We start from the raw sequence: 15,189 nt of genomic DNA, 5'->3' as shown, positions 1-15,189 counted from the left end.
GTAAGCACTATCCGCTATTGTTTCTATTTTATAGAACTCCGCTAAGTCCCAGTGCGCCTCGGCGAGACTTACGCTATCTCCGACCCTGCTTGCCAATGCAATGGTCTCAAAGTTGCTTTTCCTAAAGTTTAAGGAGTCGTTTAACATCAGATAGGCTAATGATAACTGGGAAAATACTTTTGTTTTTGCGGAATCGTTATCGATACTAGAGGCTTTTGTAAGTACTTTTGAGAGCCTGTTTTTTCTTTCTTCCAACGATAATTCGGTATTTCTTCCTTCTTTTATCATAGTATATAAGGAATCCAATTTCGAATTATCAATTTCTACATCGCTATTACCTCGTTCTGAATTACAGGACCAGATAAATACCAAAAAGAGGCATAGATACCAAAGGATATTTGAATTTGTGGGGTTTCGCGAAATCATTCAATAGGCTATAAAATTAAAAAAAAGCCTTAAAAAAAATTTAAGGCTAATATAGCTGAAAAATATGTATTCTTGATTACTAGGTTCTTCGTGTAGTTTCGTTATAAGCTCTATCAGAAGCCTGAACCTCTACATCATACAATGCATCATTATCCTCTACGTTCGTTTCAGACTCACAAGAAGTGAAAAGACCAACACTCATTACCAATACTGCGAAAATACTTACTACTTTTTTCATAATTAATTAGTTTTAGGGGGTTATTGTTTTTTGATACTGCTAAACTAATACCAATAACCCCGGGATGGACAGTAAGAAAATAAGATGCGAGTGAACGTACCTGTTCTGTGAGTAAACGAACCGGTTCTATTAGAATTACTCTAATTAAGGGAAGAAATCGTGTTTTTTGAGAGTATCGTCTTCAATCCGTCGATATTCGCACGGTACGATTTTGAGAAGGGCAACTGCATCTTATTATGTTTCAAGGTGCAAATGGATTTGCCATAACTGATACGCGAGATATAATCCGTATTCATGATATAGCTCTGGTGTATACGTACGAAATTTTTGGGCAATTGGTTTTCGAAGGACTTTAAGGTTTTAAATGCGTTGTTAATGGTACCGTCTTTCATTACAAATTCCGTCGCATTGTTATCGGCCTGTAAGTAGAGAATGTCATTCGTGTTGATATACTGAAAGTCGCTGTACGATTTCAGGCAGAGGGTATCCGGTTCGGCTTTTGCCGGTACCTGTTTCTTGAGTCGCAATAACGATTTCCGAATATCGAATTCGTTGTAGGGCATCAACCAATAATCGAAGAATCCATTTTTTATGGCATCGTACGCGTAATTCTTACTTTTAGAAATACCTATAATAACAGGTAGGTTACTAACATATTGATGGAGTTCCATCACCATAAGAAAATATTCCTGGGCGTTTTCGTTGAGATTGATGAATACGACATCGGGAGAAAATTTTAGGATGGAATTGATACCTTCGGTACTGTCCTTGGCCAACGCGGCACAAGTGAAATCGCCATACTCCCCCAGATAGTGCTGCAGCTGCAGATTGGAGGTCGCATCGGAATCCAGTATGGTATAAGTATATTCCAAAGCACTATAATTTGAGTGCAAATTAATGATAGTAAGATACATAGCAACCAAGTTATTCCCCACAATATTTGGGGTTTTTATTATAATTTATTGACAATGAACGTATTTGAAGGAAAAAACTTGCATACACATGCGTTTTTTATAGGGTTTATTCGATGAATGGTAATTTCGAGGCATGTTTTTGTTGGGCGGAGGCGAAATTGGATGGAAATAAAATAAGTAAAGGGAAGTCTGACGTTACAAGGATGAAAAAGAGAGGCAATTTAAATGTGCAAAAGGGATGAATGCCGGGATTCAAAAACAGGAAAGTGTTGTCAACCATGTCTGAAGATGGTATAGTACTAAAATTTTCTATGAAAAACCATTGACGTTTGGAGAAAAAAGTCTCTTAGTTCAAGAGGTATTATTCGTTTTAGAAGTCTTAGTTTTCAAATAAACCTTTTATCTTGAACAGCTACGAAGTAGTGATCGAACTTTGATTTTTCTAACCTGTCAAACTTGATTACCCAAAAACCTGCTTGATTTCTTCGGAAATCCGGATAGGCTTCAGGGATTTTTCATTGAACAAACACCACTTGGTACTTGAACGGACCAGCAGCGTATCGGTAGCCGCATCGTGCATTTCTACGATTCGGACGGAAGTGGCCCCACGGCTTTTTTCAATGAAGGTGCTTACATTGATTACATCGCCCAGCTGTGCGGAATTTTTATAGGCAATATCGTGGTGCATGACTACCCAGATAACCCCTTCCCGCAGAGGTTGGGGTGCGGTAGTTATCCAATGTTCCTTCGAAATGTCCTGTATCCATTGTACGTAGCGCACGTTGTTTACATGGTTCAGTTCGTCGAGGTCATCCTCTTGTACCACAATGGTCTTTTCATAGGCCTCGCTCATTTCTTTTGGATTTTCACCTCAAAGAGCTTGTCCCATTCCTTTCCTGTTACGAAGAACGTTTTTCGTTCGGGATGGTATGCAATCCCATTTAAAACATTATCGGTATCGCTCCAACTATCGTGATGGGTTACCTTGCTGCTTAAGCCCCCAAAATTAACGACGCCCTCGATGGCGCCGCTCTCGGCATCGATGATCATTACCCCGGATTTTTGGTAGACGTTGGCGTATATTTTTCCGTCGATATATTCGAGTTCGTTGGCATTGTCATTGATAGAAGTATTAGTGACCGTCTCGATATAATCTTCTTCGACAAGGGTATCGGGATTCAGGAACCAGATTTTTTCGGTACCGTCACTTTTAAACAGCCTTTGGCCGTCATTGGCAAGGCCCCAGCCTTCCTTGCTTTGTCCATATTGAAAACTGTCCGTCTTTTTCAAATCTTTAAGGTTGTAGACAAAACCGATTCCACTTTGCCAGGTCAGCATGTAGATTTTATCGTTAAGAATGGTTAGACCTTCCCCAAAATAGATATCATCAAGATCTACTTTTTGTAGCACTTTTCCCGTTTTAAAATCTATTTTGCGTAATGAAGACCTTCCCTTTTTTCCGGTACTTTCATATAGGGTATCGTTATGGAATTCAAGGCCTTGCGTATAGGCTCGGGCATCATGCGGGTATTCATTGATGATTTCGTACGTATATATTTCCGGGGCCTTGGGCGCTAAAATTTTTATGTCCTTTGATATTTCTGCGAAAGTATCATCGTAGTTCACCTTTGCTTTCAAAATTTTATTGCCCAAATGGGGAACGTCCAAAGAAATGGTACCGTCGCTCATCGGAAGTTCTTTCCCATCAATGGAATAGGTGATCTCGCCAAGGGTTTTTTCCTTTTTATTTTTAACGCCGATGCTAATGCTTTCGTTCTGCGCAAAACTCTTCTGGTTGTTAGGCAGTTCGATCTCAAAAAGGGATGTTGGGGAGTTGTCGCCCCCACAGGCCATGAAGAGGGTAAGTAGTATGCTGCAAGAAAAGTATTTTAAGCAATTCATTTCGGAGTATATATAGGTATGTGTGGCTTACTAGGTTTATAAAGGACAAAAATAGGGAATTACCAAGAATTATATAGCAATGAAAATCTATTCAAAACCATTGCAAAAGTATCAAAAGATCGTATATTTGCAGGCGGCAAGTCCTACACGACCAGCTCCTGTAGAATCCCCCAGGGCGGGAACGCAGCAAGGGTATACGGTCGTAGCGGTGCGATGTAGGTAGCTTGCCGTTTTTTTATGCAACAGAAAGTCGTTCTCATAACGGGAGGTTCTTCGGGTATCGGCAAGTCCATCGGTCTTTATCTACAATCCAAGGGATTTAAGGTTTACGGTACTACAAGAAATTTATCCAAATACCTCGATTTTGAAAGTTTTGAGCTGTTGGAACTTGAGGTCACCGATCCTGCAAGTATACGATCGGCCGTGCAACGGGTACTCGATAAAGAGGCTAGGCTAGATGTGTTGGTCAATAATGCAGGCGTAGGTATTACAGGCCCGATCGAAGAAACGCCGCATCAAGAAATCCTGAAGGCTTTCGACGTCAATTTTAACGGACCTTTGCATTTGGCCAAAGCCGTTCTTCCCCAGATGCGACTTCAAAAATCAGGCCTCATCATCAACATCACTTCCATTGCGGGTGCCATGGGATTGCCCTATAGAGGCATCTATTCCGCAACAAAAGGGGCGATGGATGTGGTTTCGGAGGCACTGCGTATGGAAGTAAAGGATTTCGGGATACAAATAACCACCCTGGCCCCCGGCGATTTTGCGACGAACATTGCGGCTAATCGCTATCATGCGCCAATTGGGGGTCGATCGCCCTACAGCAATACGTATGCTAAAACATTGAAAATGATCAACGAGGATGTCGATACCGCAGACGACCCCATTTCAGTGGCCAAAAAAGTCCTTGAAATTATCAATACGGCAAAACCCAAAGTGCATTATAAGGTCGGGGATTCCATGCAAAAATTATCGCTGTTCCTAAAAAGGATATTGCCCGATAAAATTTACGAGAAACTCTTGCTAAACCATTATAAATTGTAATTTTACGAGAATCTTATAATTATAAGGCGATTGTCGGTATACAATCCTTTCAAATGATATTAATCCTTTTAAAAAAGTAAAGAATGAAATTTTTTATAGACACGGCGAATTTAGACGAAATACGTGAGGCACAAGAGTTTGGGGTTTTGGACGGTGTAACAACCAATCCCTCCTTAATGGCCAAGGAAGGTATTACCGGAAGGGATAAAATCTTGAAGCACTATGTGGATATTTGTGAAATTGTGGACGGAGATGTATCCGCTGAGGTGATCGCCACCGATTTTGATGAAATTGTAAAGGAAGGGGAGCAGCTCGCCGAACTTCATGATCAAATAGTGGTAAAAGTGCCGATGATCGCGGACGGGGTAAAGGCCCTGAAACATTTTTCGGATAACGGTATCCGCACCAACTGCACGCTCGTTTTCTCGGCAGGTCAGGCATTACTTGCAGCTAAGGCAGGAGCTACATACGTTTCCCCATTTATCGGTAGACTTGATGATATTTCAACAGACGGTCTGAACCTTATCGCCGAGATTCGTCATATTTACGATAATTACGGTTACGAAACCCAAATTCTCGCCGCTTCGATTCGCCATACGATGCACATTATCAATTGTGCTAAAATTGGTGCCGATGTCATGACAGGTAGTTTGGATTCAATCAAAGGATTGCTAAAGCATCCATTGACCGATAGCGGCCTTGAGAAATTCTTGGCGGATTATAAGAAAGGCAATTAAGAATTGATGATTTATAACGGCCTGTAGACATCCGCGAAGGCATCAACGATCCGTCCGTTATCGGTAATGATGCATTTGTTGAGCCGGTCGATAACCAACGATTTAGTGAGCGCGTCAAAATCCGTAGCGTGGTACTGCATTTCTTTGTCTAGATCGGAGATTTCCAATAGGCCTTTCCAAACAGGTTCCGGGGTTTTGATGTTGATGCCTACAAATCGGTATTCCGGCTTTTCTGCGCTGAGCTTGGCAACTCTTCGTTTTATATGTTCAAAGTGATCCCGATTGGTACCCGACCAAAAATAAAAAACGGTTTTCTTATTCCCGGCTATATCGTGTAAAAAAATCGTATTCCCATCCGAATCGGAAACGGCTACATTGGGAATTTCCTTGTAGGGCTGAATGTTTTTGATGCCTTCGTAGAGCGCATCTATTTCTTGCATATGTCGGTTGTTGTCCGAAAGTTTATGAAAAAGATCGATAAATTTCTCATTATTTTCTTCTGGATCATTGACGTTTAACAAATAGTTGAAGGCAACATATCTGAAAAGATTATCCCTCAATTCTTTCTCTTCGACCAGACTGTCGATCAGTTGTAGTTTATGGGTATTGAAATGTAGGGGGTTGCGCACCGTACCTTTTTTGATGGCGCATTCGTGAGAACAGGACATATACGAAAGATTGCCCATATGGTTGTTCATAAATTGGTAATAGGGGCGGAGGTAGGTGAGGTCCTTGTCATCAAAGGTTAGATCTTTGCGATAATCGTAAAAATTTTCGGGTAATTTGCCGATTACGTTTTCCCCTGTAAACTTTATATGTTTGAAGGGATATTCCTCTTTATAGGTGTTATAATTATAGACCACACTTGCCCTACCGATTTTTTCCTTCTTTTCTGAAAGGGCGTGTTCTTTGTTAAGTTCGGTAAGTGCATCGAGCCGTATCTGTTTTAGGGAATCGATTTTATCCACAAAATCATCGGCATTCAATCGGTAAAAGGTTTGTACCAGGCTGGCTTCCTCTTCGTTCGCTAAAAAAAGATCCAGCAAAAAATTATTTATTTCTTCCCCTTTTCCCGAAAAAATAAGGGACTCGTCAAAATACAGGGTGTTTAGCCGAATCATTAGGCTATCTCCTTTTTCAAGATAGACATATTGCAGTTCGGGCTCATGGTTGAAGTGGTACAGCCCCTCGGCGATGGAATCAATACTGAAGGCAAATCTGTTCTGCTCGTCCAGTTTTGCGGAGTCAAGGGCAACGTCGCCCTTGAACAATACGACATATTCACTCGTAGGGTTAACGATTTCCCCCGCAAAATAGGCGTTTTGTGGATTTTTTTCTCCATTACCGCATCCTACCAGCACGCACAGAAAAAAATAAAAAAAAGGTTTGCTCATATACGTTTATGTACTTGTATATTGACACAAGTTCTACTCAAAATTACGCAACCCTTATGCCCCACGCTGTTAATAGCGAGTTAAAAATAAAATGGAAAGGGTTAATGATATCCGTATAATGGTCCTTATTCGTTCATTGGTTTACACGGTGGAAATTCCGTATTTTTGCACGGATTTTTAAAAGATAAAATATGCTGTCGGTATCAAATTTATCCGTCCAATTCGGAAAAAGGATTCTGTTCGATGAAGTAAACGTGACCTTTACGCAGGGGAACTGTTATGGGGTAATTGGAGCCAATGGGGCAGGGAAGTCCACTTTTCTTAGGATTCTTTCCGGACAAATCGATCCCACCTCGGGCCGCGTTAACCTCGAACCCGGAAAACGGATGTCCATTCTTGAACAGGACCACAATGCCTACGACGCCTCGACCGTTTTGGAAACGGTGGTGATGGGCAACAAGCCTTTGTTTTCCATCAAACAGCAAATCGATGCCCTCTACGCCGATTATACGGACGAAAATGCCGATAAAATTGGGGAGCTGCAAGTGGAGTTCGAAGAAATGAACGGTTGGAACGCCGACAGCGATGCGGCAGCCTTACTATCCAACTTGGGCATACCCGAAGAACTGCACCATACGAGCATGGCCGAAGTGGACTCTAAATTAAAGGTACGTGTACTATTGGCCCAGGCTCTTTTTGGAAACCCGGATGTGCTCATCATGGACGAACCTACCAATGATCTGGATTATGAGACTATCAACTGGTTGGAAAATTTTCTGGCCAATTATGAGAATACGGTAATCGTAGTTTCCCACGACCGCCATTTTCTGGATTCCGTATGTACCAGTATCGCCGATATCGATTTCGGAAAAATGAACCTCTATTCCGGTAATTACACCTTTTGGTACGAAAGTAGCCAGCTGGCGGCCCGTCAGCGCGCACAACAGAACAAAAAAGCGGAGGAAAAAGCCAAGGAACTACAAGAATTCATCGCCCGGTTCAGTGCCAATGTCGCCAAGAGCAAACAGGCGACCTCGCGCAAGAAGATGCTATCGAAATTAAAAATAGAGGATATCAAGCCCTCGAGCAGAAGATACCCGGCCATCATCTTTGACCGGGAGCGGGAAGCGGGCGACCAAATATTGAACGTTGACAAACTTGCTGCTTCCACAGAAGATGGTGAGCCGCTTTTCGAAAACGTAAACGTAAACCTAGCCAAGGGAGATAAGGTGGCCATCATTTCAAGGGATTCTAGGGCCACGTCGGCCTTTTACGAGGTCATCAACGGAAACAAAAAAGCCAATGCCGGTTCTTTTCAGTGGGGCATAACCACGAACCAATCCTACCTTCCCGCCGACAACTCCGATTTTTTTCAGGAAAATATCAATTTGGTCGATTGGCTGCGCCAGTGGGCCAAGACCGAAGAGGAACGCGAAGAAGTCTACATCCGCGGATTTTTGGGAAAAATGCTTTTCAGCGGTGAGGAAGCCCTTAAAAAATGTACGGTTTTGTCGGGTGGGGAAAAGGTGCGCTGTATGCTGAGCCGTATGATGATGCTACGTGCCAATGTGCTGATGCTCGACGAACCCACGAACCACTTGGATTTAGAGAGCATCACCGCTTTCAACAATTCTTTAAAAAATTTCAAGGGCACCGTCCTTTTCACGACCCATGACCACGAATTTGCACATACTGTTGCCGATCGAATCATCGAATTGACCCCTAAAGGCAATATTGACAGGTATTTGACGTTTGAAGAATATATGTCTGACAAGGCATTGCGGGAGCAGCGCGATAAAATGTACGCCGTCCCTGCGTAACATGAACTCGATAAGTTCATTTTGTTAGACCCCAAATCTTGACATGATGAAAACCTACACTCTAATCTATGCCTTAATGGCATTGTTCGTCATTGGTTGCAGTAAATCCGATGGACCTATCGACGACGATGGCGGCAAAATCGAACCAAGCGTCGAAGCCGACTACACCTTACTTGTAAATTTCCATGGCATGCTCACCGGCAAGCTCTTGAATGGCGATGCCGAGACACTTAGCCTTAATGACGGCGACAGTGGTTTCCCAAAAATAGCTAAACCGCTATTAATTTCGGAAGAAGGCAAGGTCTTGACCATGTACCACAAGAAATCGGCATGTAGCGGTGAGATTACCATTCACGATTTTAGCAAGGCTACTACCAAAAGCGTAGCGGTATTTAGCGACTTGGGTGCTTGCACCCTAACTGCAAAGGCCATCGTTCAAGGCGGCAATACCGTATATGTGGCCTATGAAAAGGAAGTCAGTGCCGAAAGTACAGCGTTTATGGTTAGAGCCATCGATGTGACGGGAGCGGGAGGCGTTTTTGAAGATGTGATGCTCAAATTCAATCCCGTAGGCCTTGCCTTTTCCAATAACAGATTGTTCATTTTTAGTCTCGACGAAAAAATCACCGACGAATACCAATTGACGGTTTTGGATGCCAAATCCAACAAAGAGATATTCGAGGACAACCTAGGTTTTGATGCCAAAAGTATATTCAAAAATCCCGATGGGAACATTATTATTGGTTATGACGAACTCCATAGTACCTATAATAGCAGTACATTGGCATTAGCTTATACCAATTACCCTTCCGGGAAAGCGCCTAATTTTATCAACTCCGAATTTAAGCACTTCGATAGAAGCGGAAAAATGTACTATGCCATGTTGGCCGGTATACACAGCGACTATTCCCTAGTGCCTGCGATATACGATTTCGACGAAAACTTGACCGTTCTTTACGCCTATGAGAATTTTCTATCGAAAACGCAGCTCAACTTTGAATTCGAAATAGAGAACACCACCGTGGTTCATTATGACGAAGCCAATAATTTGCTTTTGGTAGGATATAAAAAAATCGGGGAAGGCAATAAAGGGGGGCTGCTAAGGATCAAAACCAAGCCCGAACCTAAATTGGCAGGAAACCTTGATTTGGATGGAGTACCTTACGCCATATATATCGATTGATAGTAGCACATCTAACCAATACTAAAAAAGGCATCCCGCATTAAAATAATGGGATGCCTTTTTTATTTTTTCAATATACTTTAAGCACCGAGCACCGAGCACCGACCATCACGCATTAAAATACTTGCTGTTCCAAATAGCGGGATTAAAGTTCTTGCCTAGGGCAAAGCCATAGAAAATAACCACCGAGGCAATACATTTGAACATAAAGAAGAAAATAATCCAAAATTCTGCGGTAGAACTGTTTTTGGAGAAAAGGCCTTCAGGTACGAGGGTTGTGACCAAATAACTTACCAACAAGGTTACTAAGGTAAGGTTAACTATACCTTTGAAAGGCCACATCAGCCACTTTCGCAACGGGTGCAAATCGTTGCCCCATTTGTGTATCAGATAAAAATAGTCGTTTCCTATGGGCACAAATAGCAAGGGGTCGTCCTTGTCCTCCAATTTGAACAACTTTGAAGGGGCGATGATTTTAAAGCCTTTGACTTCGATGTTGTGTTCTTGTTCAAGTCGTTTGATTTTCGATATGGCCTCAGGCGGAATCTCGCCCTTGAAATATTTGGAATTCAAAAAACGTAACCTGTAATCGATACACGTTTTTTTGATCTGATCAAGATGATAGATACGGTCGGTTTCCAAAAGGTCGAAATCGAATGCGTTTACCGTGTTATCCTGCCGTCCGCTAATATTCTTTTCGATACGTTTTTGACATTCGGAATCGGCAGTCAAAATTTTTTGGACTTCCTCCAAAATGGCCTGCGAAACTTTTTCATCGTTTTTTAGACGGATTAGTTTCTCTTCGATGTTGGTTCTTTTTAAAAGCATTTCTTTTTCTTTTCTTCCAAATTTAAGCAATTCATCGCTAAACCGGATTTTCTTCGGAAGCACAAAAGTTAATATTTTGTTAATTAGGATGTGGCCTTCTTTTAGTTTTCAAAAGAAGGAAGCATTTCGTTGTACCTTGTCGAAGAAATTCATCCGTTTATCGTCTAGTAGTCTATCGCCTAGTAATCTATCAAGTCCGTAATTGCCCATGACTAGCATCATTACTGCCTCTTTATTCGTATTTTTGTTCACTGTTTTCTCAGTTTCATCACAAGAGTTTTCTGCTCAATCTGCGAAACGGGTTCCGACCTTACAAATACATAAATTGTCCATACTACGCACTGCCGCGGTTTCCGAGAAGTATCGGACCCTATTGGCGGTGATGAAAGCAACCGATCTCGAGGAATTACTTGACCATTCCGGTCCGTTCACGGTTTTTGCGCCCTCCGACCATGCCTTTGAGAAATTTTCACGTTCTTCTAATGATGATCTAATGCATCCTGATCACAAAAAAGAGCTTAAGGCTTTGCTGACGTATCATATCGTTGCCGGCAAATTATCCGCTTCAAAAATTTTAAAGGCTTTAAGCAGGGGTAAGGGGAAAACCACCTTCACTACCCTTCAAGGCGATAGTATAACAGCTACTATGAAGGGAATCGATATTATTTTGAGCGATAGTTTCGGGAATACGGCCACCATTGTGGTAGCCGACTCTAACCAGCGCAACGGAATAATTCACGAAATCGATGCCGTAATTAGGCCAAAAAAACTTTGAGGAACTGTTCCGACCTTTTATTTTAACTGACGGTAGGAAATGAAAACTTTAGTTTTCTTACCGGCAGGTTGCAGGTTGCAGGTTGCAGGCTGCAGGTTTCATGGCCAACTACCTTCAATTTCACCGTAATTCCGCTCCAAGTTCCTCTTGGTAGCTGCGTTGCAGCTTGTCCATAATTTTGTCAATTTGCTTTTCGGTCAGTGTGCTTTGGGAGTCTTGCAAAGTGAAGCTCACGGCGTATGATTTTTTGCCCTCGGGTAGTTTGTCCCCGGTATACACATCGAAAAGAGTGATATGTTTCAACCGATTTATCTCCGTGCGTCTACCGAGTGCATATACTTGCTGAAAAGTGATGCTTTCGTCCAAAAGCAACGCGAAATCGCGTTTTACTTCCGGGTATTTTGGAATTTCCTTATAAATGATGTCATTTTTTTTAACCAATACGATCACCTGGTCCCAATTGAATTCAGCATATAAAGTTTCCTGTTTGATATCCATTTTTTTTAGGATGGACTGTCGTACCGTGCCCAACGAAACCAATTCCTTTGAGTCGACGTTTAACGCTATCCCCTCAGAAAAAACCGAATTTTCCGTGGGTGTCAAGATGATTTCCGGTATGCCCAATCGGTGAAGAACGTTTGTGACAATGGACTTCATGTAGAAAAAATCCGTCCTTTTTTCTGCTACTGCCCAACTGTCCCCATAACGATTGCCTGTTAAAAAAAGGCCCAGGCGTTTGTTTTCTATACGTGATTTATCCGTTTGGTGGTACGTTTTTCCGAACTCGAAAAATTTCAGGTCCTTCTTTCTCCTATTAATGTTATACGAAATAGCTTCCAATCCTGAAAATAGCAGCGACTGGCGCATGACGGAGAGTTCCGTACCGAGCGGATTGAGCATGGTAACGGCACCCTTCCCAAAACTGTCGCCCAAAAGGTCGGAGTACTCGGGGGAAGTTAAACTATTGGCCATAATCTCGAAAAATCCCTGAGCAGCCAAAAAATTACCGATGGTATGTTGTAATTTATAATCCTCGAACTTAAGGGTCGGGGCAATCGAGGCGTTCAATTTGTGCTTGAAATCGATATTATTATAGCCGTAAACACGCAGAATTTCCTCAATAACGTCGACCTCGCGCCGCACATCGACACGGTAGGAGGGAATAGATAGCCCAAGGCCGGCCTCGGTCACGCTTTTTACCCGTATATCCAAGGAAGCTAGGATGGATTTGATAGTGTCCTGCGGAATTTCTTGGCCGATAAGGGAGTAGGTCTTTCGAAAAGTAAGGAACACCTGCTGTTCGTCGATCCGCTTCGGATAAAAATCAACGATATCGGAAGTAATGTCGCCACCGGCAAGTTCTTTGATCAGTAGGGCTGCGCGTTTTAGGGCATATTCTACATTCTCGATATCGATGCCCCGCTCAAAACGAAAAGAGGCGTCGGTACTGAGGCCATGTCTTTTTGCGGTTTTTCGTACCGATACCGGATCGAAATAGGCACTTTCTAAAAAGATGGCCTTGGTCTTCTCGGTAACCCCGGTGTTGATACCGCCAAAGACACCTGCGATACACATGGGCTTTTCAGCATCGCAGATCATCAGGTCATCTTCGTGCAAACTGCGTTCTTCACCGTCCAAGGTCATGAATTTGGTGCCTGCAGGTAAGGTCTTTACGATTATTTTATGCTCATGTATTCTTTCGGCGTCAAACGCATGTAGAGGCTGGCCCAACTCATGTAAAACATAATTGGTAACGTCTACAACGTTGTTTATAGGGTTTGAGCCGATAGCGCGCAGTCGGTTTTGTAACCAATCGGGCGATGGTTCGATCTTTAGGTTACTAATGGTGACCCCGCAATACCGTGGTGCGGCCTTACTGTCGTCAACGTTTACCTGTACTTTTAAAGACCGGTTGTCAATACCAAATTGGCTTACGGATGGGGTTATCAGTTCTTTATCGATTTCCCGCTGTCTCAGTCCGGCTTTCAGATCCCTTGCCACACCAAAATGGCTCATGGCATCGGCACGGTTCGGGGTTAGTCCGATTTCAAAAACTTCGTCCTGTTCAACCTCGAAAACTTCGGAGCACGGTGTACCGGGGGTCAGGCGGTCGTCAAGTACCATGATGCCGTCATGGCCTGCCCCAATCCCGAGCTCATCTTCGGCGCAGATCATACCATGGCTCTCCTCACCGCGTATCTTACCTTTTTTTATTTGCCAGGCTTCTCCTTCCGGAGTGTACAATGTAGTGCCCATAGTAGCCACAGGAACTTTTTGACCTTTGGCTACATTGGGCGCGCCGCATACGATCTGCACGGGGAACTCGGCGCCGATATCGACGGAAGTCAGCTTTAATGTATCGGCATTAGGATGTTTTTCACAGGATAGCACATGGCCGATGACAATCCCTTTTAATCCGCCTTTAACGGACTCAAATAGGGTAATTCCCTCCACTTCAAGTCCGAGATCGGTCAAAAGTTCGGCGGTTTGATGGGATGGCCAATCCAATTTTATGAATTGTTTCAACCAATTGTATGAAATCTGCATGGTTTGGAATTAAGGGACTCGGATCAAAAAGATAGAACCGGGTTCAGAAGCGACAAAGATAAAATAATGGGTTTGGAATTTGGAATTTGGCCCTTGTAATTTCTAAATAATAGTCGATTTCCCCAGCCAGATATTCTCCTCGTTCAGATTAAAATTTTCATCGGAATCAACGATATTTTCAGTAATATAATCACCCACATATTCCGTACCGTACTTACTGCTGCCCAGCACATCGGGAGTCACCACTTTTTTCACGAAAGATTTGTGTACGGCCGTCATAACCGCATTGGCTTCTTCGTCCATCCCAAAATGCTGCAACATCATGGCGGTGCTTAGGATGGAGGCTATAGGATTGGCAATATTTTTGCCTTTGGCCTGCGGATACGAACCGTGAAAAGGTTCGAACATGGCATTATCGGTACCAACGGAGGCCGAGGGCAGTAGGCCCGTAGAGCCGATGATCACACTACCCAGATCCGATAGGATGTCACCGAACATATTATCGGTCAATATAACATCGAATTGGTCGGGCTTTAGCATCATCTGCACGGCCGCATTGTCTATAAAAAGGCATTGTAGTTCGATATCGGAATAGCTTTCACCGATTTCCGTAACCGTTTTTCGCCACAGTCGTGAAGATTCCAACACATTCGCCTTATCGACTAGGGTCAATTTTTTTCTTCGTTTTTTTGCCGCTTTGAATGCCAAATGGGCGATACGGCTTATTTCTTGCTCCGAATATTCACAAAGATCCGAGGCAACGGTACCATCGGCACTAATCGTTTTCTTGCCGAAATAGATACCTCCCGTAAGTTCCCGAAAAATGACCAGATTGGTATTGCCGATTATTTTTTCCTTTAAAGGGGAATTGCCAATAAGGGTGGGAAAGGTCCTTATCGGCCGGATGCTTGCAAAAAGTCCCAATTCCTTTCGTAGTTTAAGTAGCCCCTGTTCCGGCCGTATTTTGGCTTCGGGATTGTTGTCATACTCCAAGGCACCGATGGCACCGAATAGGATAGCGTCGGACTCCCGGCATAATTTGAGGGTTTCGTCGGGCAGGGGTTTGCCCGTACTGGTCATGGCAATGGCACCGACTGGTGCCTCGTCATATATAAAACGGTGGTTGAAGGTTTCTTCTACGGCCCGAAGACATTTGACCGATTGGGCCAGTACCTCGGGTCCGATACCATCTCCACCAAGAAGGGCTATTTTTAGCTGCATGAAATTGGATTACTGCGTTATTCGGTTGTGAAGGTATTGCGTTTTCAGCGTTGATGAATGCAGTTCCTCCACTACTGTAAAAATAACCCAATAACTTAATAACACCATAACCCAAGTTCAAATAACTAGTGGTAAACCACTTTGATGTGTCAAAAGA

Annotated in this window: 14 protein-coding genes and 1 other RNA gene; 6 read left to right on the top strand and 9 right to left on the bottom strand. The window is 43.0% G+C overall.

What is annotated here, in order from left to right; all coding sequences use genetic code 11:
• The 5 genes from ACEW8S_RS09885 to ACEW8S_RS09865 form a co-directional block, all read right to left on the bottom strand.
• Positions 1-288, bottom strand: a 288-nt coding sequence (locus tag ACEW8S_RS09885; RefSeq protein WP_373517988.1) for a hypothetical protein, incomplete at its 3' end; no start/stop codon positions are given.
• A 217-nt stretch (positions 289-505) separates the two neighbouring features.
• Entirely contained in the window at positions 506-664 is a 159-nt protein-coding gene (locus tag ACEW8S_RS09880) for a hypothetical protein (RefSeq protein WP_373517987.1), read from the bottom strand.
• Positions 665-804: 140 nt separating this feature from the next.
• Complete coding sequence (locus ACEW8S_RS09875) at positions 805-1,536, bottom strand: LytR/AlgR family response regulator transcription factor (protein WP_373517986.1); 732 nt, start codon at positions 1,534-1,536, stop codon at positions 805-807.
• Between the two features lie 502 nt (positions 1,537-2,038).
• Positions 2,039-2,431 carry an acyl-CoA thioesterase gene (locus tag ACEW8S_RS09870; protein ID WP_373517985.1) on the bottom strand — a complete coding sequence of 131 codons (393 nt, stop codon included), beginning with the start codon at positions 2,429-2,431 and terminating at the stop codon, positions 2,039-2,041.
• Positions 2,428-3,480 carry a glutaminyl-peptide cyclotransferase gene (locus ACEW8S_RS09865; RefSeq protein WP_373517984.1) on the bottom strand — a complete coding sequence of 351 codons (1,053 nt, stop codon included), beginning with the start codon at positions 3,478-3,480 and terminating at the stop codon, positions 2,428-2,430. The genes ACEW8S_RS09870 and ACEW8S_RS09865 overlap by 4 nt, the downstream gene beginning before the upstream one ends.
• Positions 3,481-3,614: 134 nt before the next feature.
• On the opposite strand from ACEW8S_RS09865, the gene ffs reads away from it, so the two are divergent.
• The 3 genes from ffs (at position 3,615) to fsa (ending at position 5,264) form a co-directional block, all read left to right on the top strand.
• Positions 3,615-3,713: signal recognition particle sRNA small type (ffs, locus tag ACEW8S_RS09860), an RNA gene on the top strand.
• 4 nt (positions 3,714-3,717) lie between these two features.
• Entirely contained in the window at positions 3,718-4,527 is an 810-nt protein-coding gene (locus tag ACEW8S_RS09855; protein ID WP_373517983.1) for an SDR family oxidoreductase, read from the top strand.
• Between the two features lie 83 nt (positions 4,528-4,610).
• Positions 4,611-5,264: a fructose-6-phosphate aldolase gene (gene fsa, locus ACEW8S_RS09850; RefSeq protein WP_373517982.1), complete on the top strand. Its 654-nt coding sequence runs from the start codon at positions 4,611-4,613 to the stop codon at positions 5,262-5,264.
• 11 nt (positions 5,265-5,275) lie between these two features.
• Here the strand turns inward: fsa and ACEW8S_RS09845 are convergent, their stop codons facing one another.
• Entirely contained in the window at positions 5,276-6,658 is a 1,383-nt protein-coding gene (locus ACEW8S_RS09845; protein WP_373517981.1) for a TlpA family protein disulfide reductase, read from the bottom strand.
• A 191-nt stretch (positions 6,659-6,849) separates the two neighbouring features.
• Between ACEW8S_RS09845 and ACEW8S_RS09840 the strand changes: the two genes are divergently transcribed.
• Both ACEW8S_RS09840 and ACEW8S_RS09835 read left to right on the top strand, forming a co-directional pair.
• The gene (locus ACEW8S_RS09840) at positions 6,850-8,478 is read left to right on the top strand and encodes an ABC-F family ATP-binding cassette domain-containing protein (protein ID WP_373517980.1); all 1,629 of its coding nucleotides are present in this window, start codon (positions 6,850-6,852) and stop codon (positions 8,476-8,478) included.
• A gap of 43 nt (positions 8,479-8,521) precedes the next feature.
• Positions 8,522-9,661: a hypothetical protein gene (locus ACEW8S_RS09835; protein ID WP_373517979.1), complete on the top strand. Its 1,140-nt coding sequence runs from the start codon at positions 8,522-8,524 to the stop codon at positions 9,659-9,661.
• Between the two features lie 108 nt (positions 9,662-9,769).
• On the opposite strand, the gene ACEW8S_RS09830 is transcribed toward ACEW8S_RS09835, so the two are convergent.
• Positions 9,770-10,489, bottom strand: coding sequence for a hypothetical protein (locus tag ACEW8S_RS09830; RefSeq protein ID WP_373517978.1), 720 nt, complete (start codon positions 10,487-10,489; stop codon positions 9,770-9,772).
• 325 nt (positions 10,490-10,814) lie between these two features.
• Here ACEW8S_RS09830 and ACEW8S_RS09825 point away from each other — a divergent pair, with 325 nt between their 5' ends.
• On the top strand, positions 10,815-11,264 hold the full coding sequence (locus ACEW8S_RS09825) for a fasciclin domain-containing protein (RefSeq protein WP_373517977.1): 450 nt from the start codon (positions 10,815-10,817) through the stop codon (positions 11,262-11,264).
• A gap of 120 nt (positions 11,265-11,384) precedes the next feature.
• Here ACEW8S_RS09825 and pheT read toward each other — a convergent pair whose 3' ends face one another.
• A complete protein-coding gene (pheT, locus tag ACEW8S_RS09820; RefSeq protein ID WP_373517976.1) occupies positions 11,385-13,811 on the bottom strand; it encodes a phenylalanine--tRNA ligase subunit beta in 2,427 nt (808 codons plus the stop codon).
• Positions 13,812-13,913: 102 nt separating this feature from the next.
• Positions 13,914-15,032, bottom strand: coding sequence for a 3-isopropylmalate dehydrogenase (gene leuB, locus ACEW8S_RS09815; RefSeq protein WP_373517975.1), 1,119 nt, complete (start codon positions 15,030-15,032; stop codon positions 13,914-13,916).
• Positions 15,033-15,189: the final 157 nt, after the last annotated feature.

Origin of the sequence: Pricia sp. (assembly GCF_041745955.1) — a bacterium.
In the GTDB taxonomy this organism is placed as follows: domain Bacteria; phylum Bacteroidota; class Bacteroidia; order Flavobacteriales; family Flavobacteriaceae; genus Pricia.
Note: the sequence above shows the minus strand (reverse complement) of the source record. Positions and strands in the feature narration are given on the sequence as shown.